The organism is Pseudomonas sp. WAC2 (assembly GCF_030403525.1).
GTDB lineage: Bacteria > Pseudomonadota > Gammaproteobacteria > Pseudomonadales > Pseudomonadaceae > Chryseomonas > Chryseomonas luteola.
In genome coordinates this window covers 296006-319145 of the sequence record NZ_JAUEPD010000002.1, presented here as the reverse complement: position 1 = coordinate 319145, position 23140 = coordinate 296006, and the positions used below count along the sequence as shown (strand labels likewise).

The 23140-nt window shown below is 54.6% G+C and carries 25 protein-coding genes and 1 pseudogene; 12 read left to right on the top strand and 14 right to left on the bottom strand.

What is annotated here, in order from left to right; genetic code table 11:
* Positions 1-4 precede the first annotated feature (4 nt).
* From ruvC to aspS, 3 genes are all read right to left on the bottom strand, one after another.
* Complete coding sequence (gene ruvC, locus QWJ10_RS05600) at positions 5-529, bottom strand: crossover junction endodeoxyribonuclease RuvC (RefSeq protein ID WP_010795186.1); 525 nt, start codon at positions 527-529, stop codon at positions 5-7.
* 114 nt (positions 530-643) lie between these two features.
* Positions 644-1390: a YebC/PmpR family DNA-binding transcriptional regulator gene (locus QWJ10_RS05595; RefSeq protein WP_010795187.1), complete on the bottom strand. Its 747-nt coding sequence runs from the start codon at positions 1388-1390 to the stop codon at positions 644-646.
* A gap of 58 nt (positions 1391-1448) precedes the next feature.
* A complete protein-coding gene (gene aspS, locus QWJ10_RS05590) occupies positions 1449-3224 on the bottom strand; it encodes an aspartate--tRNA ligase (RefSeq protein ID WP_239381179.1) in 1776 nt (591 codons plus the stop codon).
* 328 nt (positions 3225-3552) lie between these two features.
* Between aspS and QWJ10_RS05585 the strand changes: the two genes are divergently transcribed.
* The 3 genes and pseudogenes from QWJ10_RS05585 to QWJ10_RS05575 all read left to right on the top strand — a co-directional run bounded on the left by QWJ10_RS05585 (position 3553) and on the right by QWJ10_RS05575 (position 4843).
* Positions 3553-4023 (top strand): Dps family protein, encoded by a 471-nt coding sequence (locus tag QWJ10_RS05585; protein WP_289924668.1) that lies wholly within the window; start codon positions 3553-3555, stop codon positions 4021-4023.
* Between the two features lie 184 nt (positions 4024-4207).
* Positions 4208-4534: pseudogene (locus QWJ10_RS05580) on the top strand (cold shock domain-containing protein membrane protein); the annotation flags it as partial.
* Positions 4535-4639: 105 nt separating this feature from the next.
* Positions 4640-4843: a cold-shock protein gene (locus QWJ10_RS05575; protein WP_233432138.1), complete on the top strand. Its 204-nt coding sequence runs from the start codon at positions 4640-4642 to the stop codon at positions 4841-4843.
* Positions 4844-4885: 42 nt separating this feature from the next.
* On the opposite strand, the gene QWJ10_RS05570 is transcribed toward QWJ10_RS05575, so the two are convergent.
* Positions 4886-5092 (bottom strand): SlyX family protein, encoded by a 207-nt coding sequence (locus QWJ10_RS05570; RefSeq protein ID WP_010795191.1) that lies wholly within the window; start codon positions 5090-5092, stop codon positions 4886-4888.
* Positions 5082-5513: an HIT domain-containing protein gene (locus QWJ10_RS05565; protein WP_289924667.1), complete on the bottom strand. Its 432-nt coding sequence runs from the start codon at positions 5511-5513 to the stop codon at positions 5082-5084. Before QWJ10_RS05565 ends, QWJ10_RS05570 begins: the two co-directional genes overlap by 11 nt.
* Before the next feature lie 382 nt (positions 5514-5895).
* On the opposite strand from QWJ10_RS05565, the gene QWJ10_RS05560 reads away from it, so the two are divergent.
* The 3 genes from QWJ10_RS05560 to QWJ10_RS05550 all read left to right on the top strand — a co-directional run bounded on the left by QWJ10_RS05560 (position 5896) and on the right by QWJ10_RS05550 (position 10028).
* Positions 5896-7197: an OprD family porin gene (locus tag QWJ10_RS05560; RefSeq protein ID WP_289924666.1), complete on the top strand. Its 1302-nt coding sequence runs from the start codon at positions 5896-5898 to the stop codon at positions 7195-7197.
* Positions 7198-7356: 159 nt separating this feature from the next.
* On the top strand, positions 7357-9072 hold the full coding sequence (locus QWJ10_RS05555) for a proline--tRNA ligase (protein ID WP_289924665.1): 1716 nt from the start codon (positions 7357-7359) through the stop codon (positions 9070-9072).
* 8 nt (positions 9073-9080) lie between these two features.
* Complete coding sequence (locus tag QWJ10_RS05550; RefSeq protein WP_289924664.1) at positions 9081-10028, top strand: hypothetical protein; 948 nt, start codon at positions 9081-9083, stop codon at positions 10026-10028.
* 15 nt (positions 10029-10043) lie between these two features.
* Here QWJ10_RS05550 and QWJ10_RS05545 read toward each other — a convergent pair whose 3' ends face one another.
* From QWJ10_RS05545 to QWJ10_RS05535, 3 genes are read right to left on the bottom strand one after another with little or no spacing between them, the layout of a single operon-like run.
* Entirely contained in the window at positions 10044-10319 is a 276-nt protein-coding gene (locus tag QWJ10_RS05545; protein WP_289924663.1) for an acylphosphatase, read from the bottom strand.
* Positions 10316-10780: a TlpA disulfide reductase family protein gene (locus QWJ10_RS05540; protein ID WP_010795197.1), complete on the bottom strand. Its 465-nt coding sequence runs from the start codon at positions 10778-10780 to the stop codon at positions 10316-10318. The genes QWJ10_RS05545 and QWJ10_RS05540 overlap by 4 nt, the downstream gene beginning before the upstream one ends.
* Positions 10777-12027 carry a YihY family inner membrane protein gene (locus QWJ10_RS05535; protein ID WP_289924662.1) on the bottom strand — a complete coding sequence of 417 codons (1251 nt, stop codon included), beginning with the start codon at positions 12025-12027 and terminating at the stop codon, positions 10777-10779. The genes QWJ10_RS05540 and QWJ10_RS05535 overlap by 4 nt, the downstream gene beginning before the upstream one ends.
* A gap of 118 nt (positions 12028-12145) precedes the next feature.
* Here QWJ10_RS05535 and arsC point away from each other — a divergent pair, with 118 nt between their 5' ends.
* Complete coding sequence (gene arsC / locus QWJ10_RS05530; protein WP_125887640.1) at positions 12146-12499, top strand: arsenate reductase (glutaredoxin); 354 nt, start codon at positions 12146-12148, stop codon at positions 12497-12499.
* Positions 12496-13098: an NAD(P)H:quinone oxidoreductase gene (wrbA, locus tag QWJ10_RS05525; protein ID WP_125887641.1), complete on the top strand. Its 603-nt coding sequence runs from the start codon at positions 12496-12498 to the stop codon at positions 13096-13098. Before arsC ends, wrbA begins: the two co-directional genes overlap by 4 nt.
* Before the next feature lie 35 nt (positions 13099-13133).
* Here wrbA and hda read toward each other — a convergent pair whose 3' ends face one another.
* From hda to QWJ10_RS05510, 3 genes are all read right to left on the bottom strand, one after another.
* A complete protein-coding gene (gene hda, locus QWJ10_RS05520; RefSeq protein ID WP_010795201.1) occupies positions 13134-13838 on the bottom strand; it encodes a DnaA regulatory inactivator Hda in 705 nt (234 codons plus the stop codon).
* On the bottom strand, positions 13835-14926 hold the full coding sequence (locus QWJ10_RS05515) for an AI-2E family transporter (protein ID WP_289924661.1): 1092 nt from the start codon (positions 14924-14926) through the stop codon (positions 13835-13837). Before QWJ10_RS05515 ends, hda begins: the two co-directional genes overlap by 4 nt.
* A gap of 113 nt (positions 14927-15039) precedes the next feature.
* Positions 15040-16104 (bottom strand): DUF2066 domain-containing protein, encoded by a 1065-nt coding sequence (locus QWJ10_RS05510; protein ID WP_289924660.1) that lies wholly within the window; start codon positions 16102-16104, stop codon positions 15040-15042.
* A gap of 293 nt (positions 16105-16397) precedes the next feature.
* Here QWJ10_RS05510 and purM point away from each other — a divergent pair, with 293 nt between their 5' ends.
* The 4 genes from purM (at position 16398) to QWJ10_RS05490 (ending at position 19226) form a co-directional block, all read left to right on the top strand.
* On the top strand, positions 16398-17456 hold the full coding sequence (gene purM / locus QWJ10_RS05505; RefSeq protein WP_289924659.1) for a phosphoribosylformylglycinamidine cyclo-ligase: 1059 nt from the start codon (positions 16398-16400) through the stop codon (positions 17454-17456).
* The gene (gene purN / locus QWJ10_RS05500) at positions 17456-18106 is read left to right on the top strand and encodes a phosphoribosylglycinamide formyltransferase (RefSeq protein WP_289924658.1); all 651 of its coding nucleotides are present in this window, start codon (positions 17456-17458) and stop codon (positions 18104-18106) included. The genes purM and purN overlap by 1 nt, the downstream gene beginning before the upstream one ends.
* 12 nt (positions 18107-18118) lie before the next feature.
* A complete protein-coding gene (locus QWJ10_RS05495) occupies positions 18119-18835 on the top strand; it encodes a DUF3108 domain-containing protein (protein WP_010795206.1) in 717 nt (238 codons plus the stop codon).
* Between the two features lie 220 nt (positions 18836-19055).
* Positions 19056-19226: a hypothetical protein gene (locus QWJ10_RS05490; protein WP_019366332.1), complete on the top strand. Its 171-nt coding sequence runs from the start codon at positions 19056-19058 to the stop codon at positions 19224-19226.
* A 61-nt stretch (positions 19227-19287) separates the two neighbouring features.
* Here QWJ10_RS05490 and QWJ10_RS05485 read toward each other — a convergent pair whose 3' ends face one another.
* Genes QWJ10_RS05485 through QWJ10_RS05475 form a run of 3 tightly spaced genes read right to left on the bottom strand, consistent with a single transcriptional unit; the run spans position 19288 to position 23005 of the window.
* Positions 19288-21495 carry a xanthine dehydrogenase family protein molybdopterin-binding subunit gene (locus tag QWJ10_RS05485; RefSeq protein ID WP_289924657.1) on the bottom strand — a complete coding sequence of 736 codons (2208 nt, stop codon included), beginning with the start codon at positions 21493-21495 and terminating at the stop codon, positions 19288-19290.
* The gene (locus QWJ10_RS05480) at positions 21492-22481 is read right to left on the bottom strand and encodes a xanthine dehydrogenase family protein subunit M (RefSeq protein ID WP_125887646.1); all 990 of its coding nucleotides are present in this window, start codon (positions 22479-22481) and stop codon (positions 21492-21494) included. Before QWJ10_RS05480 ends, QWJ10_RS05485 begins: the two co-directional genes overlap by 4 nt.
* Positions 22478-23005: a (2Fe-2S)-binding protein gene (locus QWJ10_RS05475; protein ID WP_010795210.1), complete on the bottom strand. Its 528-nt coding sequence runs from the start codon at positions 23003-23005 to the stop codon at positions 22478-22480. Before QWJ10_RS05475 ends, QWJ10_RS05480 begins: the two co-directional genes overlap by 4 nt.
* Positions 23006-23140: the final 135 nt, after the last annotated feature.

The following is a 23140-nucleotide window of genomic DNA, read 5'->3' as shown; positions in this document are numbered from 1 at the left end:
CCTATTAAAGACGCAGGCGACCACCGCGCCGGCGAGCCCCTAGAAGCCCATGAGGGGTCAGACTTTGCCGCGTATGCGCATGACAAATAGCAATCCCGAGGGCATCGGAAGCATCTATCTGGGGCTTCTCCTTTAGTTTCAACAAGTGCATGACCATCATCATGACCTGTTGCTTATCGGCAGCACCTGAGCCCACGATGGCTTGTTTGACCTGGGTAGCTGTGTATTCAGCTATTTCAAGCCCCGCTTCGGCACAGGCCACAATGGCTGCACCTCGAGCTTGTCCCAGCTTTAAAGCAGAATCGGCATTGCGCGCCATGAATACCTGTTCAATGCCCATGGTGACTGGCTCATAAAGCCCAATGACTTCCCGCACCCCTCTGTAGACGATTTGCAAACGCTCATACAAAGGGCCATTACCTGTACGAATACAGCCAGAGGCTACGTATTCGCACCCTTTACCCGTGTCCCGGATTACGCCGAATCCAGTGATTCGCGAACCAGGGTCAATGCCTAGTACCAGGGTCATCTCTATATCCTTCCCAGACCAGGCGGGAGAAAGGTGGCTGCTTTAAGGAGGCCTGTACCTTTCCAGTAGCAGCCACCCCTGTTGCGCGCTGACACTATAGGGGTATCAGGCCCTTTAGCCTAGCTGCGCCATGACATCATCTGGAATTTCCGCATTGGAGTACACATTCTGGACATCATCCAGATCCTCCAGCATATCGATAAGCTTGAGCACTTTCTGGGCCGTATCCAGATCCAACGGCGTTGTCGTAGACGGAATCATGGAAATCTCGGCAGCTTCGGATTTGAAGCCAGCTTCCGTCAAGGCCTCGTTTACGGCAATAAAGTCACTAAATGAGGTAAAGACGTCAACAGACCCATCATCATTGGTGACTACATCATCAGCACCTGCTTCAAGCGCCGCTTCCATGAGTGCATCTTCGTCGACGCCCGGTGCAAAGCTGATCTGCCCCTTGCGCTCGAACATGTACGCTACCGAGCCATCAGTGCCCAGGTTACCGCCGCACTTGCTAAAGGCATGACGCACCTCAGCGGCCGTACGGTTACGGTTATCCGTCATGGCCTCTACGATCAAGGCGACACCACTCGGGGCATAGCCCTCATAGGTCAGCTCTTCAACGTTATCCCCTTCGTTGGCACCTGCCCCTCGTGCAATGGCGCGATCGATGGTGTCACGTGTCATATTGGCAGTAAGCGCCTTATCTACTGCCAGGCGAAGACGCGGGTTATCCGCCGGAACGCCACCACCCTGACGGGCAGCTACGGTCAGCTCACGGATGATCTTGGTAAAGATCTTACCCTTCTTGGCGTCCTGTCGCTCTTTGCGGTGCTTAATGTTGGCCCATTTGGAATGACCCGCCATAACGAACTCCAAATCACTTTTTGACAAAGGGCAGCCTTGCGGCTGCCCGGTTGATCAATTACTCAGCTTTTGGCTGCTCACGCAAACGAATGTGCAGCTCGCGCAACGCCTTGGCATCCACTGCGCCAGGTGCCTGAGTCATGACATCGGCAGCACTCTGGGTTTTCGGGAAGGCAATAACTTCACGAATAGACTGTGCGCCGGTCATCAGCATTACCAGACGATCCAGGCCGAAGGCCAAACCACCATGCGGTGGCGCGCCAAACTTGAGTGCGTCGAGCAGGAAGCCGAACTTCTCTTCCTGTTCCGCCGCGTCAATGCCCAGCAAGCGGAACACAGCCTGCTGCATTTCCTTGCGGTGGATACGGATGGAACCACCACCCAGCTCGGTGCCGTTGAGGACCATGTCATAAGCGCGAGACAATGCATTCGCCGGATTCGCCTCGAGCTCTTCCGGTGTGCACTTGGGCGATGTGAAGGGGTGATGCAGTGCAGAGAAACTGCCATCATCGTTTTCTTCGAACATCGGGAAGTCAACGACCCAGAGCGGCGCCCACTCACAGGTCAGCAGGTTCAGATCGTGCCCCAGCTTGATACGCAGACCGCCCAACGCATCACTGACGATCTTGGCCTTGTCTGCGCCAAAGAAGACGATATCGCCGTCTACCGCACCCACGCGATCAAGGATGGCGTTGAGGTTCGGCTCAGCAATGTTCTTGACGATAGGTGACTGCAAGCCTTCAACACCCTGGGCGCGGTTGTTGACCTTGATATAGGCCAGGCCCTTAGCGCCAAAGATGCCCACATACTTGGTGTAATCATCGATCTGCTTACGGGGCATGCTGGCACCACCCGGTACGCGCAGTGCAGTTACACGGCACTTGGGATCGTTAGCCGGACCGGCAAACACCTTGAAATCGACATCCTTGAGCAGATCAGCTACATCCACCAGCTCCAGCGGAATGCGCAGGTCCGGCTTGTCTGAACCATAACGGCGCATGGCCTCCTCGAAGGTCATGTGCGGGAACTCGCCGAACTCCAGATCCAGCACTTCCTTGAACAAGGAACGGATCATGCCCTCGGTGATACCCATGATGTCTTTCTCATCGAGGAAGCTGGTCTCGATGTCAATCTGGGTAAATTCGGGCTGACGGTCTGCACGCAGGTCTTCGTCGCGGAAGCATTTGGCAATTTGGTAATAGCGATCAAAGCCCGCCACCATCAACAGCTGCTTGAACAGCTGGGGTGACTGCGGCAGAGCAAAAAAACTACCAGGATGGGTACGGCTGGGCACCAGATAGTCACGAGCGCCCTCGGGTGTCGCACGGGTCAGGATAGGCGTTTCCACATCCATGAAGCCCTGCTCGTCCAGATAACGGCGAATGCTGGAGGTTATGCGCGAACGCAGCTTGAGCTTGGCAGCCATCTCGGGGCGGCGCAGATCAATGAAACGGTAGCGCAGGCGTGTTTCTTCGCCCACATCGGAATATTCGTCCAGCGGAAACGGCGGCGTCTCGGCCTGGTTCAGCACTTCAAGGTCATAACCCAGCACCTCGATAGCCCCTGAGGCCATATTCGGGTTGACCGCACCCGCAGGACGCAAACGGACCTTACCCGTTACCTTGACGACATATTCACTGCGTACACGGTCGGCCTTGGCAAACGTCTCTGCCCGATCCGGGTCGAACACGACCTGAGCGAGGCCTTCACGGTCGCGTATATCTAGGAAGATAACGCCTCCATGGTCGCGACGGCGGTGAACCCAGCCGCAAAGGGTGATTTCCTGGCCGTCCAGGCTCTCGTTCAATTGGCCGCAATAATGGCTGCGCATCATGGTTGTGTTTCGCTTCTCTTGAGTCCGGAATTAAGAGATGGGGAGCAAGCATCATTCACAGGCACGTCTCGCAGAACTGCTGCAACGTAAAGCCAGCCAAAGACTGTATTCCCATCTGGTTTCTCTTGGTCAGTGGGCGATTCTATAACAATTACCAAGCCTGACGCAGCCGACCTATGACAAGCCGGCTGCCTTTTAAGAGCCTAGACTGACTTTTATAGAACCCAAGCAATCAGGCCCTCCTTGACCGGAGCTTGCGAGCATTCCATTTCCAAGGGCCTGTGTTAGGCTCCGTTTCAAATAAACATCACTGCCAAAGGAGAGCGGTATGGAAATCAATATCGGAATTGCTGAGCAAGATCGTGCGGCCATTGCAGATGGGCTTTCTCATCTGCTCGCAGATACCTACACGCTGTATCTGAAGACCCATAACTTTCACTGGAACGTGACAGGGCCGATGTTCAACACCCTGCATACCATGTTCGAAACCCAGTACACAGAACTGGCCACCGCAGTTGATGATATTGCCGAGCGCATCCGCGCGTTGGGATTCGCTGCACCAGGCACCTACTCGGCCTATGCCAAGTTATCCAGCATCAAGGAAGAAGAAGGCATTCCAGAAGCACAGGAGATGATTCGCCTGCTCGTACAAGGCCAGGAAGCAGTCGTTCGTACCGCTCGTGGAATTTTCCCGATTGTAGATAAGGTCAGCGACGAGCCGACAGCCGATCTGCTGACTCAACGCATGCAAACGCATGAAAAGACAGCCTGGATGCTACGCAGCCTCCTGGTTAACTGATAAAAGCCCGGCAGACGCCGGGCTTTTTCATTTTTCTCTCTCATTCTGATGGCATCATCGGGCCATTGATTGAGTAGCCTTCACCTTTACGGTTAAATAACGCTGTGCGTATCTGCGCATAGGTCGATCATTCATAGCCACGCGTTTCAGGCAACAACAGCGATCGACTTGCTATTTCTCCAAGGTGACATCATTGAATACGCTTACACTTGTTCACATTGCGTCTGGTGCGATTGCACTTTCGATAGCCGTGGTTTCCTCTCTACAAGCAGATAAACCCAGCTTTTTTCATCATCATGAAGCCTTGCACATGGCTTTTCTTGGTCTTCTCTTGCTGATTACGACCCCTTCCGTCAGCAGCAAAAATAAGGGAGCTACGCAAACCATCACCTCAACGCTGCTGATAGCAGCTGCATGCCTTCAAGCCCTGGAACTCTTGGCTCCTGATGCCTTTCCTGGCCTACCGCCCCTGGTCAGCATCAGCCTGCCGATTGCGATGATTGCAACGCTAGTCAAGCTGTTTGCAGCCTTTAAATCGTCCAAGACAGGCAGCTACAACAAGCACAGGAAGACACGACACAACACCCAGGACGCACTTCCTGCAGAGGGCCGTGAAATAGGCACTGTAAAGTGGTTCAACACCTCGAAGGGATTCGGGTTCATTTCACGCGATCAGGGGGACGATATTTTCGTTCACTTTCGAGCTATTCGGGGCGAAGGTCATCGCGTCCTGGTAGAGGGCCAGCGTGTCGAGTTTTCTGTTATTCAGCGTGACAAGGGGCTTCAGGCAGAAGACGTGACAGTATCGTTTGCACGTTGACCCGCTCAAAGGCGGCTCCTTTGGGAGCCGCCTTTATCAACATCAATAATGAGGTGGCGGAGCATCGTCCTCGACCGCCCCTTGCGAAACTGCGATTTCAGCCTGCCTTCTCGCAAGCTCTTCGATCTGCAGCTTCATTCGATCCAGCACTCTCTGCTGCTCGACAATAATATCGTTCAAGGTCTGGATCAGATCGTCCTGAAACGCTTGTCGCATTTCCAACTCGTTGATTCGCTCTTCAACCGTCATGCTTGTCACCCTCCCACTTTTCGGCAAAAAGGGACTTGAGGTCGTTCAGGCATTTTTCAAGCTCGCTTTCACTATAGGCTTTTGCAGGTCCTTTACCCCATACAGGGCCCGGCCAAGCTAAATCTTCTTCAAAACGAGCCACTACATGGATATGAAGTTGCTTAACCATGTTTCCCAATGTGGCGACATTTATCTTTGCCGCATGGGTGTAGTCTTTCAAACGCTGTGCAGCGTATGACGACTCCTTCATCAGTTGCATCTGATCCTCTAACGACAACTCAAATACTTCACTGATATTAGATCGCCGGGGAACAAGTATCAGCCATGGATAGTTGGCATCCTTCATTAAAAGCAACTTGCACAACGGTAAGTCGCCTACCTCTACAGTATCCGCCCCAAGGCGCTCATCAAGATCAAACATAGTTACCTTCCTAACTAAAAACGGGACGGACATTGACGCCCTTGCACCAAAGCAGTTCAGCTACGCCTTTCATCTGAAAGAGTGCGCCTCAAAAGTGTGCATGTACCGAGTGCAAGTCATTGATTATCTACCTGATAACGTGCTGATGGCACTTTGTGCACACTCCTTGCTTAGCGTTCGAGCATCTTATCAAGGGGAACTCTTATCAATCCGGATGAGATTGATAAGGCATCTTTCTGATTCTAAAAAATTATAGAAAGCGCCCATAAAAATTCGATGGGAACTTTCAAGCCTGACACTAGAGTGCTATAAGTTGGCACCAACAAGAACAACCAGTCACGTTTAACGATGACTGATATTTCAATCCAAAGGAGCAATCATAATGCAAGTGATGAAGTGGAGCGTCATCGCCCTCGCCGTAGCGGCAGGGACGACCCAGATGGCATTCGCCAGTCAGCAGTCTGAATCCAAAGGCTTTATTGAAGACAGCAGCCTGACGCTGACCAACCGCAACTACTACTTCAATCATGACAACAAAGACGGTAGGGACGATGGTCGTGACTGGTCGCATGCACTGCTAACTAACTTTCAGTCCGGCTTTACGCAGGGCACAGTTGGCTTTGGTGTCGATCTCTTCGCCAATATCGGTCTGAAACTCGATAAACGTTACGGTGGAGCTGGTAACGTTCCGGTTCACGACGACGGCAAATCACCTGACGATTGGGAGCACGTAGGTGGGGCGGTTAAGCTGCGTGTATCCAACACCGTATTGAAATATGGCCAGATGGCACCTACCGCTCCGGTATTTGCAATTGGCGGCTCTCGTATTTTCCCGCAAACAGCCACAGGCTTTAATCTGCTGAGCAGTGAAATCGAAGGTCTTAAGCTTGAAGCCGGACATTTCACTTCGGGTACAGGGCCTCGTGGACAAAGCAACCGTGAGCCTCTATACGCAGCATATGCCAGCGTTGAAGCCAAAAACGTGGACTACCTAGGCGGCAGCTATGACTTGGCTGATGGCCTAAGCGTTAGCCTTTACGGTTCTGAATTCGAAGATATCTGGCGCCAGTATTATGGCAACGTGAACTACGCCATTCCCCTAAGTGATCAGCAGGCGCTGACATTCGATTTCAACCTCTACCGCACATTGGATGAAGGTCGCGCAGATGCAGGCTCCATTAACAACACCACATGGTCGTTGGCTGCCGCTTACTCGCTAGGTGCTCATACATTCACTCTAGCCTATCAAAAAGTCCATGGTGACACTCCATTTGACTATGTAGGTGTTGGCGAAGAGAACAGCGGCGGTGACTCGATTTTCCTGGCAAACTCGATTCATGTTTCTGACTTCAACGGCCCTGGCGAAAAATCCTGGCAAGCCCGCTACGACATAAATATGGCTTCCTATGGCGTTCCCGGCCTGAGCTTTATGACTCGTTATGTCAAAGGTTATGACGCTGACGGCACCAATACTGCTAACGGCTCCGCCTACGCAGGCCAGTACGGGGAAGATGGCAAGCACCACGAGTGGAACTTGGAGGCCAAATACGTTGTTCAAAGCGGTCCTGCCAAGGACCTCTCGATTCGCGCACGTCAAGCTTTCCACCGAGCCAACAGCGACTATGCTGATCCTGACACCAACCAGTTCCGCCTGATGGTGGAGTATCCGCTGAGCATTCTGTAATACAGAACTCATCAGCAATATCTAAAATGCCCGGCCATGCCGGGCATTTTACTTTCCCTGTCACACCCACTTCTCTCTAGTGCTTGCCCCTCTCGCCTGTACGGCTAGGAAAGCCCACCGTACAATGCAGTTTTCGCTGATCAGAAAAGACCTGCCCTCATGCGTACTAGTCAGTATCTTCTCTCTACCCTGAAAGAAACGCCTTCTGATGCCACTGTCATCAGTCATCAACTCCTGCTACGCGCCGGCATGATCCGTAAGCTGGCGTCCGGCCTCTATACTTGGCTGCCGCTGGGCCTGCGTGTATTACGCAAGGTCGAGACTGTTGTACGCGAAGAGATGAATGCGGCCGGCGCTCTGGAAGTACTCATGCCAGCCATTCAGCCCGCCGAGCTGTGGCAGGAATCAGGCCGCTGGGAACAATATGGCCCCGAACTGCTCCGCCTCAAGGATCGTCATGAGCGCGACTTTTGCGTAGGCCCAACCCATGAGGAAGTGATTACAGACCTGGCGCGCAACGAGCTCAACAGCTATAAGCAGCTTCCAATCAACATGTACCAAATCCAGACCAAGTTTCGCGATGAGATTCGCCCTCGCTTTGGCCTGATGCGCGGACGTGAATTCGTCATGAAGGATGCCTACTCCTTCCATATGACCCAAGAGTCGCTGCAGGAAACCTATGATCGGATGTATCAGGCCTACTGCAACGTATTCACCCGACTCGGATTGAACTTCCGCCCTGTTCAAGCCGATAACGGCTCCATTGGGGGCAGCGGCTCCCATGAGTTCCATGTACTGGCCAGCTCTGGCGAAGACGATATCGTTTTCAGTGACAGCTCTGATTACGCAGCCAACATTGAAAAGGCTGAAGCGCTACCCCGTGAAACTTCACGCGGCGCGGCTACTGAAGAGCTTCGCCTGGTTGATACACCAGACACCAAAACCATCGCGGCGCTGGTAGAGAACTTCAATCTGCCGATTGAAAAGACGATCAAGACATTGATCGTACATGGCGCGGAAGAAGGCACGCTCGTTGCGCTCATCATTCGTGGCGATCATGAGCTAAACGAGATCAAAGCCTCCAACCTCGAACTTGTCGCCTCCCCTCTCGAGTTTGCTACTGAGACGGAAGTTCGTGCAGCCATTGGCGCAGGTCCTGGTTCCCTAGGCCCGCTGAACCTTCCGATGCCTTGCGTCATCGATCGCTCGGTTGCCATGATGAGCGACTTCGCAGCAGGTGCAAATATTGATGACAAACACTATTTTGGAGTGAACTGGGAGCGCGACCTGCCGCTGCCTGAGGTCGCTGATCTGCGCAATGTGGTGGCAGGCGATCCCAGCCCCGACGGCAAGGGCACCTTGGTCATCAAACGTGGCATCGAGGTCGGTCATATTTTCCAGCTTGGCACCAAGTACAGCGAAGCAATGAACCTGACCGTCCTGAGCGAGCAAGGAAAGCCCGTCAAACTCACCATGGGCTGCTATGGCATCGGCGTGTCTCGTGTCGTCGCGGCAGCCATTGAGCAGAATCATGATGAGCGCGGCATCCTGTGGCCCGACGCGCTTACCCCCTTCCACATTGCGCTGGTTCCTCTGAAGTATGAAAACGAGCGCGTACGGGAAGCAACGGATCAACTTTATCAGGCGCTAACTGCTGCCGGTTATGAAGTCCTGTTGGATGATCGTGACAAAAAGACAAGTCCCGGCGTCAAATTTGCAGATATGGAGTTGATCGGCATTCCTCACCGGATCGTAGTAGGTGATCGCGGCCTTGCTGAAGGTACTTACGAGTACAAAGGACGCCGCGAGCAGGACAACCAGAATGTGCCGATCAATGAATTGCTGCCATTTTTGAAAGCACGCATTAATCTTTGAGCCAAGCCATGCCTGAAAGAAGCCCTTCTTTTCTCCTTTCCGTCACGCTTGCCAGCGTGACGGTGCTTTCTGGTTGCGCCAATCATTTACCGCAGCGCAGCGAGCATGAGGAGCGTGTCGATCGCAAGCTGATCGAACACAGCCTGCAGATCAATGCCGGTGAAAAAGAAGTGCTCGAACTGCCACAGCGACGAATCAAGGTGCTTGATCAACATCGTTATGAGGTGACTGACTTTGAAGTAACACGTCATTACGATCGTTATACGCCTTACCAGCCCTGGCGGGAGCTTTATGAGGTTCCGCTAGGGGCTGTAACACTCGTGGCGGGCATAGGCGCCAATATTCTTAATGTGCCCCTTCTCGGCAGCCTTCCTGAAAGCGCAACACATGGACTGGTCGTCTATGGGCTGGACGGCCTTAACCCGTTCATGAACGTGGCGTCCAATGGGCGCTCCGAGCAGAACCTGGCCAGCATTGATGAAAAGCAGCTCGATAAACGCGTCGAATACACCAGCCTTCCCTGGGCTGAGCGCCCCGTTGAAGTCAAGGCGGGCAAGGCTCGACATGAGCTGCTGACCGACCAAAACGGCTTTTTGCGTCTGAACCTGCTGGAAGACCCTTTTGCAGGTCATGATATCAGCGGCGTTGGCAAGCTGAACATCACGGTTATCGACCCTGAAGACCAGACCAAAGCCGAGCGCACGTTAACGGTAAGCCGCAGCCTGCGTAGCAAACTTCTGGAGGCCCATGAGCTTATTTACGATGACCTTGAAGAGGACGATGTGACTCGCTGGGTTCATCGTGTAAAGCGCTTGTCTGAACTAGGCCTGGAGGAAGAATCCAGCGAACTGGAACAGAACCTGATCGAGCTGACCCACAATGATCCGGAGCTGCAAAATGAGTTTGTCACTGCATTAGCCAAAGCAACCGGAACACCCAAAACCATCAGCCAGTAAGCATCTATATGGCTATTAGCGCCATACTGTAAAGTTACCAAGCCCCAATAGCGTATGATCCTGAACCAGGACTTGATTGACATTCGCCTGTGCGGGGCCATGACGAAGCCATGCCAGAAACTGCTCCACCGCTTCTGGCTCGCCTTCACATTTTATCTCGACACGCCCATCGTCCAGGTTTCTTACCCACCCTGTGATACCTAGGCGCTCTGCCTCTTCCCGGGCACTTTCTCGATAACGGACGCCCTGTACCCGTCCGTCGACGTGGATATGCCTTGCCTGACTGCTCATGGTGACTGCTTCTCCAGCTCAGCGATACGTGCCTGTATGACCGCAGCCGTTTGCTCCCCTACAAGCTTTTCCCTGAAACGGCCTTGAGGGTCAACAAGATAGGTGGCTGGCAGGACATTGCTGACCGGTAGATCGAAATGCTTGGCAGGATCCTTTTGGAAGACGGCGTATTGAATACCCATCGTTTCTGCACTCTTACGCAATGCATCGTCCTGCTGGTGATCGTAGTTAACGCCTAGCACCCTTATCTCAGCATTGGCTTTGGCCAAGGCATTGAGCTGGGGGATTTCCTTGTGACAGGGTCCGCACCACTCTGCCCAATAATTAATGACCAACCACCGCCCGTCCAGCTGAGCGTTGTCGATTTTATGGCCATACTGGTCATTTCCGTAATCCGGCGTACAGGCTGCCAACAAGAAACTGACGGCAAGCAGGCCGCCACGTAACGCTTTAGTAATCATGTTGACTCCATGGAAGATACTGGTTTGGCTTCAGGTTTCAGCCACTTGGCGAGACTGCCGCCCAGAAGTTGCTCACGTTGCTCATGAAGTTGTTTAAGCGCTTCAATCAGAGGAGGATACCAGTCACCTGTACAGCGCTCGACCTCAGGAAGACGATCGATCTCTGGTAGATGCCATGGGCTCTTTTCCATCAATTGCGTCAGGGTGAATGTGTTGAGATCCCGGCAGAGCACCCATCTTCCACTACTGGTGTGGCACACCAGTTTCTCTTTCTTGAGAAAATTCAGAATGGGTTGCCATTGATCCTCAGGCAATTTCCAGCCGCTTTTCTGGAGCTCGACAAGATCGAGCGAGGCGCCTGTCTGTTGCCGATCCAGAAAGACACGAAGCACGCCCAGTAAGACAAGAAACGTAGGGATTGGCTGTCGGCGCCACTGCTTGGAGGAAGAAAGGTTGCACACCAACTCAGCGCCAAAAAGAACGATCAGCCAGGATACGTAAACCCAGACCAGAAAAAGCGGAATGGTCGCAAAAGCGCCGTAGATCAGCTTGTAACCCGGAAAAAACATGACATACAAGCCAAACAGTGACTTGGCCGCTTCGAATAGCACTGACGTAAAGATACCCCCAACCAATGCATGCTTGAGCGGAACACGCGTGTTTGGTACCGCGGCATAGAGCAAGGTGAAGGCAGCCATGCTGAAGAGGAGCGGCATGAACTTGAGCAGCACGGCCGTTCCCATGACCGCATACCGACCTGACATCATGGACAGCGACGCGATATAGGTGCTGATCGCAAAGCCTGCGCCTAGCAAAAGAGGCCCCAGACTAAGGATTGCCCAATACAGGAGAAAACTGGACATGCCTCGACGAGGTTGGGAAACCCGCCAGATGTCATTGAAGGTTTTTTCAATGGTCACCAGCATGGTGAGGGACGTTACTGCCAGCAGCGCGACGCCTAGCCATGTCAAGTGGCGGGCCTGCTCGATAAATCCACGCAGGTGCTCCTCCAGGGTCTCGCCGGTCGAAGGGACGAAGTTATGGAAGATGAATATCTGAATCTGCTCTTCTGTTCCCTGAAAGGCGGGAATGGCAGAGAGCATGGCAAAGGTCACCGTCATGATGGGAACGACGGCAAACAGGGTAGTGTAGGTCAAGGCCGCCGCGTTGTTGGGCGCTCGGTCGCCAAGAAAGCGTTTGACCAGGAAACGGCCCCATTCAAATGTGTCGCTCAGGCGCTGACGCATTCTATTTCCTCAACCATGCGTGAATCGTCTTGAATCCAATTACCCGGCACAACGCTCGTTCAGACCACCGGAGGCCCGTTAGAATAGCTGTCACCTCCACAACGATGCGACCTTTTCAATGAGCGAATCGATACTCTTCCACAATCCTCGTTGCTCCAAGTCCCGCAGCGCACTCGAATTGCTGCAGGAAAAAAAGCTGGACCTGCATGTGGTTCGCTACCTTGAAATGCCCCCTACCACCACAGATCTCAAGGATATTCTGCGTAAACTGGGCATCCCGGCTCGTCAGCTTCTGCGTACCGGCGAAGAGGAATACAAAGCGCTAGGCCTGGCGGATGAAACTCTTTCTGAAGACAGACTGATTGAAGCCATGGCGAGTCATCCGAAACTGATTGAACGCCCCATTTTCATCGTAGGCGACAAGGCGGTCATTGGCCGTCCGCCAGAAAAGGTTCTGGAGATACTGCCATGAGTGCTTCCTATATCCTGGTGCTTTATTACAGCCGACATGGTGCTACAGCCCAGATGGCTCAGCAGATTGCCCGAGGTGTAGAAATGGGTGGCCTGGAGGCACGTATCAGGACCGTTCCAGGTGTGTCGACAGTATGTGAAGCAACCGCACCAGAAATCCCAGAGGAAGGCGCGCTATATGCCAGCCTTGATGATCTGCGGCATTGTAGCGGCCTGGCCTTAGGCAGCCCTACGCGGTACGGCAACATGGCGGCGGCGCTGAAGTACTTTTTGGATGGCACAAACAGCTTATGGCTGACAGGCGAATTGGTAGGAAAGCCGGCCGCGGTCTTTACTTCCACTGCAAGTCTGCACGGTGGTCAGGAAAGCACGCTGCTCTCCATGCTGCTGCCTCTGCTCCATCACGGCATGCTGGTAATCGGATTGCCGTACAGCGAAAGCGCCCTGCTTGAAACCAAAGGTGGCGGCACACCTTATGGTGCCAGCCACTTTGCCGGAACCGATGGCAAGCGGGCCTTGGATGAACATGAGATCACGCTGTGCCGTGCGCTAGGCAAGCGCCTTGCAACCACAGCCCTGCAACTGGAGTCGCGCCGCTGAAGTGCTTAGCTACAGCGCCGTAAACAGGTAGCGGCTCACCAATCCATGATTTCCTTGACGAACGGAATGGTGAGCTTGCGCCGCGCCTGCAAGGAGGCGTGATCCAGACGCTCAAGCACATCAAACAAGGAGTTCATGCTCCGTGAGCCACGCGTCAGGATATAGCGTCCCACTTCTTCGTTCAGATGCAGACCCCGTCGAGAGGCGCGCAGCTGCAGCGCGCGCAGCTTGTCTTCATCAGACAGCGGCTGAAGCTGGAAGACCAATGCCATGGTAAGCCGTGATTTGAGATCCGGAAGCTTGATAGGCAATGACCGTGGAGGCTTGGAGCCAGACAGCAAGAGCCGCTTTCCGGCATCCCGCACACGATTGAAGAGATGAAACATCGCCTCTTCCCATTCTCGCTTGCCTGCCAGGGCATCCAGATCGTCCAGGCAAACCAGCTCGCACTGTTCGAGATTTTCAAACAGCGCGGTTCCATACCCGGAAAGCTCGGCCATTGGCAGATAAACGGCTTGCTCACCCATCTGATAAAACCGCAGGCAGGCAGCCTGCATCAAATGGCTACGCCCGGCGCCTTCCGTTCCCCAGAGGTAGATAAGGCTTTCAGCCCAACCTGCGTCCAGCTCGCATAGGCGCTCGACATAACCCAGCGCCGCCGCATTTGCGCCGGGATAATAATTGGCAAAGGTAGCGTCATCGCGTAAACGCACACCCAAGGGTAACTGTATCGGTTTCATGCCGTGTCTGGCGGCTCGCTGGATTCAGGTCGACCGGGTTTGGAGTAAAGGTCGGAAAGTTTATACAAATCATGGATATGACGCAGCAGAACCATCAAGACGGCGGCTACGGGTAATGCGAGAAGAATACCGCTGAAACCAAACAGTTGACCACCCGCCAGAACGGCAAAGATGACCGCAACGGGATGTAGGCCAATACGATCACCCACCAGAAGCGGTGTCAGCACCATGCCTTCGATCATTTGTCCGAAGACAAATACCGCGAGAATGCCCAGCAGCGGATACCAATCAAGGCCAAACTGGAAGAATCCAGCAGCCATGGCTGCCGTGATGCCAACCGCAAATCCCATATACGGGACAATGCTGGCCAGTCCCGCCAGCAGACCAATCAACAGGCCCAGCTCAAGCCCTACTAGCATCAGCCCACCGGCATAGATGATTCCAAGGCCAAGCATGACCATCAACTGCCCGCGCAGGAAGGCGCCCAGTACCTCATGACAGTCACCCAGCAGCCGAGCCACCAAACCTTCGTGTCGACGCGGGAGCAGGCCCCTGAGCTTGCCAACCATGACATCCCAGTCGCGTAACAGATAAAAGCTTACGACTGGGATCAACAACGTGTTTCCGATCCAGGCCAGTAAAGCAAGACTGGAAGACGTTGCCTGGGCAAGAACGATACCGACGATATCACCGGTACGATCCAGATGGCTGGTTAGCACCGCCTTGATACGATCGAAGCGCCAGAAGCTGTCTGCAAGACCGAATTTGATCTGAATCCATGGCAATGCGGTGAACTGGAGCCAGTCGAGTATGGTAGGCATCAACTCGTAGAGACGGATGAACTGCCTGACCAGCATGGGCACGATGACAAGCAGCATGCCCAGCAGAACCAGCAGGAAGGCCAGATATACCGTAAGCACGGCCAATGTGCGGGAGAGCCCCAGCCGCTCCAGCCGATCTACCAATGGATCACCCAGGTAGGCCAGTAACATGCTGATCAGAAAGGGAGACAGAATAGGCTGCACCGAGTGCAGCAGCCACAGCAAAACGGCCAGTCCGCTAATGACATACCAGCGGCGTGTCGTCATGTTCGTTTCTCGCTAAATAATTTGTGCATAAAGAAAGCCGCTAGGCGAAGGCCAGGCGGCTTGGGAGTGTCTGATGATCGGCCTGCGGTAAGGTCTCTCTTTAGCGGACCCGATCAATGCCAGCGATAATAGAGTACCTGTTGTGCTGGCGCAGGTGCGGGCGGCTGTGAAGCGCCTGGTGCAGCTTGGGTGTCCGGCGCCGCAACGGACGCGTTGGCATCGACCGGTGCAGAAGATTGCTCCAGATCGGCCAGGCCTAACTGTGCATGAAGTTGATCCGGGTTAGCGGTCAGCTGATAGCGAAGCTGTCCATTCTCTGCCTTGAGCAACCGAGCACCCATGGGTTCCAGCAGCTTTTGCAGCTGAGAGTAGCGCTCGAAATTGGCCCCATCCACTACCAGTGTCAGTGCTTGTGTAGAACCTGGCTTGGTAATGAACTGCTTGGCCAGACGTGTACTCAGCTCATGCATGATGGTATTGGCCAGGGCATCCAGATCGGCTCCCTGCGCATTGCCCTGTGCCGAGTTGGTCCCCTGCCACATCCGCCATTGAGCCTGCCAGGAACCACCCGATTGCCTGGCATGAACCGCCAGCAATACATCACCGCTATAACGCTTGGAAGCCTCACGCAGGGCGTCTGGCTTACCGGAATCAATATTTTCGGCAGTACCGACCAGCTGTTCACTGAGGTCTGCCAAAGGCAGGACGAGCGGCAGGCCACTGTCCTGAGCGGCCCTTTGCAAAGGGGCTGCCGCAGGCTGGCTGTCACCCACCAGGGCACTACCACCATCAGAATCATTCAACCACCACGTCATCACGGAGGGGCGATTGGCTCCCCAGATAGGCAGCCCCGCCTGCGTCAGGGTGCGGTTGACGGATGCCGGATCGAAATTGACGACCAGCACAGCTGGCGGACCGGCATCGTAGCTGTACTGGGTAATCAGTTGCTGAGGGCTTTTTACCGACTCGGATAAGGCAGGGCTCTGAGCGGCATTCGCATCGCCAGTCAAACGAACCACCAGATCCTGTAGGGCACGCCCCAGCGCAGCGTCGCGCTCTGAGGGTTGCTGGGAGGCAACGGGCTCGCGGACCTGATAAAGGCCTTCCACCAAGGCTGCTGAAGCAGACTGGCTCAGCAAGGGTAGGCAGAGCGTAAGCAGAAAGGCAAAACGACGCATGTAGAGTCTCGGCAAGCAGGAACGAAGAGGCATACCTTAAAAGGCGCCCTGCCCGTCGGCAAGCCTGAGGGCAGGTTATGTGCAGCATCACGGTGAAATCAGACCGCGCTTTATGCCAAAAGGCTCCTTTATGACTGAATAAAAGCTGAATAAGCCTGACAAGGCCATTCGATGACCAACAGTGCCTCGTCAGGAAGCGCCGTTTCCCGATTGCTTCTGGTAAAATCGCCACCTCTCAAAAGCTGTGCCCGCGGCATAGCCTGTTTCGCAGCATTTTTAAAAGGCCTGGATTCATGAGCAAGCAACCCTCGTTGAGCTACAAGGACGCCGGAGTGGATATCGACGCAGGCGAAGCCCTGGTTGAACGTATCAAAGGCGTCGCCAAGCGTACTGCCCGCCCGGAAGTCATGGGCGGCCTCGGTGGTTTTGGCGCCCTCTGTGAAATCCCGGCCGGTTACAAGCAGCCGGTTCTGGTTTCAGGTACGGACGGTGTCGGCACCAAGCTTCGTCTGGCAATGAATCTGAAAAAGCATGACAGCATTGGTATCGACCTTGTTGCCATGTGTGTAAATGACCTGGTTGTCTGTGGCGCCGAGCCACTCTTCTTCCTGGACTACTATGCCACCGGCAAACTGAACGTTGATGTCGCGGCTCAGGTAGTGACCGGTATCGGCGAAGGCTGTGAGCAGGCCGGATGCTCGCTGGTAGGGGGTGAGACCGCCGAAATGCCCGGCATGTACGAGGGCGAAGACTACGATCTGGCTGGTTTCTGCGTAGGCGTGGTGGAAAAGGCCGAGATCATCGACGGCTCCAAGGTATCGACCGGCGATGCGCTGATCGCGCTGCCCTCCTCCGGCCCGCACTCCAATGGTTACTCCCTGATCCGCAAAATCATCGAGGTTGCAGGCGCGGATATCGAAAGCATCCAGCTCGACGGCAAACCTTTGACCGACCTTCTGATGGCGCCGACGCGTATCTACGTCAAACCCCTGCTCAAGCTGATCAAGGACACCGGCGCCGTGAAAGCGATGGCCCACATTACTGGTGGCGGCCTGCTCGAAAACATTCCGCGCGTTCTGCCTGAAAACGCGCAGGCAGTCATCGACGTGGAGAGCTGGACACGTCCGGCTGTATTCGACTGGCTGCAACAGCAGGGCAATGTTGACGAGACAGAAATGCATCGCGTGCTGAATTGCGGTGTTGGCATGGTCATCTGCGTCGCGCAGGAGCACGTTGATAAAGCGCTGAGCACGTTGTGCGATGCGGGTGAACAGCCTTGGGTAATCGGTCAGATCGCCGCCTGCGATGAAAGCGCTCCTCGCGTTGTACTGAACAACCTGAAGACGCATTGATGCCTGCACGTTGTAATGTCGTGGTATTGATCTCAGGTGCCGGTAGCAACTTGCAGGCACTGATCGATGCCTCGACCAGCCCGGAGGCGCCCATCCAGATCCGCGCGGTGGTTTCCAACCGTGCGGATGCCTACGGATTGGAGCGTGCTCGCCAAGCGGGCATCGAGGCGCAGGTTCTTGACCATACACAGTTCGCTGATCGGGAGGCGTTCGACGCTGCCCTCGTCGAGCTGGTTGATCGCTTTGAACCGGACCTCTTGGTCCTGGCCGGCTTCATGCGTATCCTGACGGAGCGCTTCGTGACCCATTACCGAGGCCGGCTGCTCAATATTCACCCTTCCCTGTTGCCACGCTATACCGGTCTGCGTACGCATCAACGTGCGCTGGATGCAGGCGATGTGGAGCATGGCTGCAGTGTTCACTTTGTTACGGAAGAGCTTGATGGCGGCCCGGTTGTTGTACAGGCCGTCGTTCCCATTCATCCTGGCGACACAGCGGAAACCCTGGCCAAGCGCGTTCACGGACAGGAACACGTAATTTATCCTCTGGCTGTCAGCTGGTTCGCCCAAGGGCGCTTACGGCTGACTGAGCGAGGCGCTGAACTGGATGCCCAGTCGTTGCCGGCTACTGGACATGTCATTCGATCCTAGGAGAAATATCCCATGCGACGATTGTTGTGCCTGATCGCATTTGCGCTGGCCCTGCCCGCCCATGCGTTCGACCTTAAACCCTTTGATGCCAGCTATACCGCCGACTGGAAGCAGATGCCCATGAGTGGCTCAGCTGAGCGGCACCTGACAAAACAGCAGGATGGCAATTGGAAACTTGAATTCAGTGCCTCCATGCTGGTGGCGGGCCTGACCGAAGCCAGTACGTTCCGCTATGAAGGCGACACGTTCCTGCCCACGAGCTATAGCTATTCACGCCATGGCCTGGGTAAAAGCCGTGAAAGCAAGCTGACCTTTGACTGGACCGCGAAGAAAGTCACCGGCACTGAAAAAGGCGACTCGGTCAACCTGCCGCTGGACCGTGGTCTGGTGGACAAGTCCACTTACCAGCTGCTCCTGCAGCATGATGTGGCAGACGGCAAGAAAAGCATGAGCTACCAGGTGGTCGACGGTGATGAGATCGATACTTACGATTTTCGCGTAATTGGCGAGGAGCGCGTGCGCACCAAGGTGGGTCTGGTTGATGCCATCAAGGTCGAGCGCGTTCGAGACCCCACCAAGAGCAACCGTAAGACTGAACTGTGGTTTGCGAAGAACTGGGATTACCTGCTGGTCCGCCTGTATCAGATGGAAACCGATGGCAAGGAATACCAGATCATGCTGGAAGACGGCTCCGTTGATGGCAAGCCGGTAAAAGGTCAGCAAGGCTAAATCGCCTGGTACCTCTAAAAACGCGTCTTATCGAGAGGTAAGACGCGTTTTTTATTGCCTGTGTTTTTGCAAAAGGACGTGCCGCCTGTTGAACCTGCGACATATTGTCGCTATAAATGTAACAGATTATTGCAAACAATCAGCTTGGTCTCTTTTCCTGATTGATCAATGATCGAGTTGTTAGCTGCCTTGCGTGCCCTTTTAACCAAGGAGAAAGACAATGACCGTTACAGTGACTGAACGCGACGAAAACCATATGTCTCAAGAAGCCCGTTCACTGGGTTTATCTGTCTGGGACGTTCACCAGGAAGGCCATTTAGTCGGTATTTATCATTCCGAGGCCGATGCGGTCGCGTATAAAGCGCAGATCGAAGAAGAAAGTCAGCGTTGATTTAAAGCAGTATCCATAAAAAAGCCCGCCTGTTAGAGGCGGGCTTTTTTGATCAGTCGTTTTATTCGAAAACCTTATCCAGGGTAATTGGCAGATCGCGAATACGCTTGCCTGTTGCGTGATAAACCGCGTTGGCGATGGCCGCCGCAACCCCTACAATACCGATCTCGCCTATCCCTTTTGCGCCGAGCGGATTGACAATCTCGTCGTGCTCTTCGACAAAGATGACATCCAGATCATGCACATCGGCGTTTACCGGAAAATGGTATTCGGCAATGTTGTGGTTCATCCAGCGGGCCAGATCCTTATCAAGCATCCCCTCTTCCTGCATGGCCATGCCAATCCCCCAGACCATTCCGCCCAGGATCTGGTTTCGTCCTGGCTTGAGACTCAAGACGCGCCCCGCTGCAATGGCACTGACCATCCGGCTGACCTGAATCGTACCGAAGTCTTCGTCGACCTTGACCTCCACAAACACTGCAGAGTGGGTAGCCGTTGTGTAATCGTCCCGCTCCTTCTTAGGCGAGGCACTGGCGGAAGCCTCCATGCTTGGCGTCCCCCCCTTTTTCAAGAGATCGGTGATCTTGATTCGCTTGGCAGGTGCGGCCTTGATGCAAATTTCACCATTTTCGAAAACGACGTCGGTCAACTCAAGGTTGCTGAAGGGCGATTGATCCTCTTCCTTGGCTTGATCAAGCAGTTGCTGTTGAAGGGTTTCGCATGCCTGCTTAACGGCGGAGCCAACAGAAGAAACGGTAAACGATCCCCCTTCCAGGGGCGCCTTGGGCAAAGTCGAGTCGCCCAATCTGAATGTGACCTTTTCCAGAGGCAGGCCGAAGATTTCCGCTGCGATCTGGGTCATGACGGTATAGGTACCCGTACCGATATCAGCTGTAGCGCTGGAGACGACCAAGCTACCGTCGATGTTGATCACTGCCTTGGCACTGGCGGGATTCTGCATGGCCTCCCAGACACCGGTTGCCATTCCCCACCCTACCAGCTGCTTGCCATCGCGCATTGAGCGTGGTTCGTGACTACGCTTGGACCAGCCAAACCGTTCGGCACCCTGGCGGTAGCATTCGAGCAACTCCTTGCTTGAGTAAGGCTTGTTGGAGGCAGGATCGACATCCGTGAAGTTGCGGATACGAAACTCCAATGGATCAATGTTGGCCGCGTAGGCCAGCTCGTCCATCGCGGATTCAAGGCCATAGACACCTAGCACAGCGCCTGGGGCACGCATGTCCAGCGGTGTATAGAGGTCAAGGGGAGCCAGCTTGTAATCCAGCCGCACGTTGGGGCATCCATAGAGCGAAGCGGACCAGACCACGACCATCTCGGTGAAGTCCTCAAAGCTTGAAGTCTCGCCTACCACTTCGTGGATAGTCGAAACCAGCTTGCCTTCCTGGTCACACGCCAGCCGGAAATGCTGGATGGTTTCCGGACGATGACCGAACGAGAACATTTGCTCGCGGGACAGCACTACTCGAACGGAACGCTTGAGCTTAAGCGCCGCCATGGTCGCCAGTACCAGTTGATACTGTGGGCGCAGACCAGAACCAAAGGCGCCACCTACAAAGGGTGTTACGACACGTACATCTCCATCAGGCAGGCCGAAGATGTTGGAAATGAACTGAGCGCTGTTCTGCACGCCCTGCGTCTTGTCGTGGACGGTCAACTTGCCATCCGTGTTGTAAATGACCGTAGAGGCATGCATCTCCATCGGATTGTGAAACTCGGCGGCCGAATGGTATTCCGCCTCGATCTTGACTGGTGCACTCGCCCAGGCGCTATCGGCATCGCCTCGATCTGGCGGCATGGGCGTAGGCGCCTTATGGGCATTGCCACGCTGAGCGTAGATGTCAGCCTGATGCGGCTCGGTTTCGTAATCCACTCGAATCAGCGAAGCCGCATAGCGAGCAGTTTCGAAGCTTTCTGCCACCACCAGCGCAACCGGCTGCATGTTGAACAGGACTCGGTCGTTATAGAGAGGACGAAAGTGCTTGCCATCTGCGGCGTCCATATCGGTGTAGCTTTCGTTATACGATGCCACCTCGGGACGGTTTTCATGGGTAATGACATCCAGAACACCCGGAACATTGAGCGCTGCCTGGGTATCGATGCTCAGGATGCGGCCCTTGGCTACCGAGCTGTTGACGACATAGCCGGTGCAGAGGTCGGCTGTACCGAACTCACCGGCATAAAGGGCTTTGCCAGTTACCTTGAGTGGCCCATCGACCCGAGAAACGGCCTTTCCTAGATAAGCTGTCATTTGGCATTTACTCCTGAAGCAGCCTCGCTCAAGGCACGCACAATGGCGCGCTTGGCCAATTCAATCTTGAAGCTGTTGTGCTCGAACCCCTGGGCACCCTGCATGAGCGATTCTGCAGCTGCCCGGAAGTTCTCTTCGGTAGCCGGCTTGCCTGCCAGCAATGCTTCAGCCTCAGGTTTACGCCAGGGTTTATGGGCCACACCTCCCAAGGCAATACGGGCTGTGCCTATGTTGTCGCCGTTGAGCTCCAGCGCCGCGGCAACCGAGACAAGCGCAAAAGCATAGGACGCTCGGTCACGGATCTTGACGTAGGCGTAGTTCTCGGCAAATCCTCTGGGAGGCAGCTCAACAGCAGTAATGAGTTCATGCTGCCCCAGATTGGTGTCCAGATGCGGTGTATCACCAGGCAAACGGTGAAACTCGCTCATCGGAATCACGCGGTCACCCTCAGGCCCTGACACATGAACCAAGGCCTCCAACGCAGCCAAAGCAACGGCCATGTCGGATGGATGGACGGCGATACACTGATCGCTGTGCCCCAGAACGGCATGGATGCGGTTCTGGCCATTGAGCGCCCCGCAGCCTGAGCCCGGCTCGCGCTTATTGCAGGGAGTGCCGATATCGTAGAAGTAATAACAACGCGTGCGCTGGAGCAGATTGCCTCCGGTGGACGCCATGTTGCGCAGCTGGGCCGAGGCACCCGCCAGAATGGCTTGAGAAAGCAAGGGATACACCCGCTCGACATCAGGATGGTAGGCAACCGTCGAGTTCTTGACCAATGCCCCGATATGCAAGCCCCCGGCCTGCGTCGTTTCGATCTCGCGCAAGGGCAACGCATTGATATCGACCAGCTGGTCGGGGCGTGCCACGTTTTCCTTCATCAGGTCGAGCAGGTTGGTCCCACCGGCGATGAACCGCCCCGTGTCACTTAACTGCTGGATGGCATCGGTGACTTGCTGGGGTTTTGAATAACTGAAGCGATTCATTCCCGTGGCCCTCCCTTGCAGGCAGGCATGGCCTGCTCGATAGCCGCCAGAATGTTGTTGTAAGCACCGCAACGGCACAGGTTTCCGCTCATTTGCTCACGAATCTCATCACGCGTCTGCGCCTTGCCTTCCTTGATCATGCCAATGGCAGAACAGATCTGCCCCGGTGTGCAATAACCGCACTGGAAGGCATCTTGCTCAACGAAGGCTGCCTGCATGGGATGTAACTCATCGCCGTTGGCCAGGCCTTCGATAGTTGTGATTTCAGCGCCGTCCTGCATGACGGCCAGACTCAGGCAGGAGTTGATGCGGGTTCCGTTGACCAACACGGTACAGGCACCACACTGTCCATGGTCGCATCCTTTCTTCGTACCAGTCATGTCCAGGTGTTCGCGTAGCAGATCAAGCAATGTCGTCCAGGGCTCAACGGCCAGCTCATGCTGTTTACCGTTGATGATCAGGGAAATCGTATGGGTATCAGCACCGGCGTCGGGCCGAAGCTGGCGAGCAGGAGTCGCATTCATAAAGGCCTCACGGTCGTAAAGGGGAGTGATCTGAAGTCACTCTTTTTTCATGAAAGGCATCGATTGGATGTCTATTTCAGGAATACGACTGAAAGCTTCCGTCAAGGGTTCAGCACAAACCCATGGCAAGATGTG

Coding starts and splice junctions, on each gene's coding strand:
- QWJ10_RS05585 (WP_289924668.1), top strand. CDS start 3,553: ATGGAAATCAATATCGGAATTGCTGAGCAAGATCGTGCGGCCATTGCA.
- QWJ10_RS05535 (WP_289924662.1), bottom strand. CDS start 12,027: ATGCGTCAGCGCCTGAGCGACACATTTGAATGGGGCCGTTTCCTGGTC.
- arsC (WP_125887640.1), top strand. CDS start 12,146: ATGAGCGAATCGATACTCTTCCACAATCCTCGTTGCTCCAAGTCCCGC.
- QWJ10_RS05495 (WP_010795206.1), top strand. CDS start 18,119: ATGCGACGATTGTTGTGCCTGATCGCATTTGCGCTGGCCCTGCCCGCC.
- hda (WP_010795201.1), bottom strand. CDS start 13,838: ATGAAACCGATACAGTTACCCTTGGGTGTGCGTTTACGCGATGACGCT.
- QWJ10_RS05560 (WP_289924666.1), top strand. CDS start 5,896: ATGCAAGTGATGAAGTGGAGCGTCATCGCCCTCGCCGTAGCGGCAGGG.
- QWJ10_RS05565 (WP_289924667.1), bottom strand. CDS start 5,513: ATGTTTGATCTTGATGAGCGCCTTGGGGCGGATACTGTAGAGGTAGGC.
- ruvC (WP_010795186.1), bottom strand. CDS start 529: ATGACCCTGGTACTAGGCATTGACCCTGGTTCGCGAATCACTGGATTC.
- QWJ10_RS05480 (WP_125887646.1), bottom strand. CDS start 22,481: ATGAATCGCTTCAGTTATTCAAAACCCCAGCAAGTCACCGATGCCATC.
- QWJ10_RS05485 (WP_289924657.1), bottom strand. CDS start 21,495: ATGACAGCTTATCTAGGAAAGGCCGTTTCTCGGGTCGATGGGCCACTC.
- QWJ10_RS05545 (WP_289924663.1), bottom strand. CDS start 10,319: ATGAGCAGTCAGGCAAGGCATATCCACGTCGACGGACGGGTACAGGGC.
- purN (WP_289924658.1), top strand. CDS start 17,456: ATGCCTGCACGTTGTAATGTCGTGGTATTGATCTCAGGTGCCGGTAGC.
- QWJ10_RS05515 (WP_289924661.1), bottom strand. CDS start 14,926: ATGACGACACGCCGCTGGTATGTCATTAGCGGACTGGCCGTTTTGCTG.
- wrbA (WP_125887641.1), top strand. CDS start 12,496: ATGAGTGCTTCCTATATCCTGGTGCTTTATTACAGCCGACATGGTGCT.
- QWJ10_RS05540 (WP_010795197.1), bottom strand. CDS start 10,780: ATGATTACTAAAGCGTTACGTGGCGGCCTGCTTGCCGTCAGTTTCTTG.
- QWJ10_RS05570 (WP_010795191.1), bottom strand. CDS start 5,092: ATGACGGTTGAAGAGCGAATCAACGAGTTGGAAATGCGACAAGCGTTT.
- QWJ10_RS05555 (WP_289924665.1), top strand. CDS start 7,357: ATGCGTACTAGTCAGTATCTTCTCTCTACCCTGAAAGAAACGCCTTCT.
- QWJ10_RS05510 (WP_289924660.1), bottom strand. CDS start 16,104: ATGCGTCGTTTTGCCTTTCTGCTTACGCTCTGCCTACCCTTGCTGAGC.
- QWJ10_RS05490 (WP_019366332.1), top strand. CDS start 19,056: ATGACCGTTACAGTGACTGAACGCGACGAAAACCATATGTCTCAAGAA.
- purM (WP_289924659.1), top strand. CDS start 16,398: ATGAGCAAGCAACCCTCGTTGAGCTACAAGGACGCCGGAGTGGATATC.
- QWJ10_RS05550 (WP_289924664.1), top strand. CDS start 9,081: ATGCCTGAAAGAAGCCCTTCTTTTCTCCTTTCCGTCACGCTTGCCAGC.
- QWJ10_RS05475 (WP_010795210.1), bottom strand. CDS start 23,005: ATGAATGCGACTCCTGCTCGCCAGCTTCGGCCCGACGCCGGTGCTGAT.
- QWJ10_RS05595 (WP_010795187.1), bottom strand. CDS start 1,390: ATGGCGGGTCATTCCAAATGGGCCAACATTAAGCACCGCAAAGAGCGA.
- aspS (WP_239381179.1), bottom strand. CDS start 3,224: ATGATGCGCAGCCATTATTGCGGCCAATTGAACGAGAGCCTGGACGGC.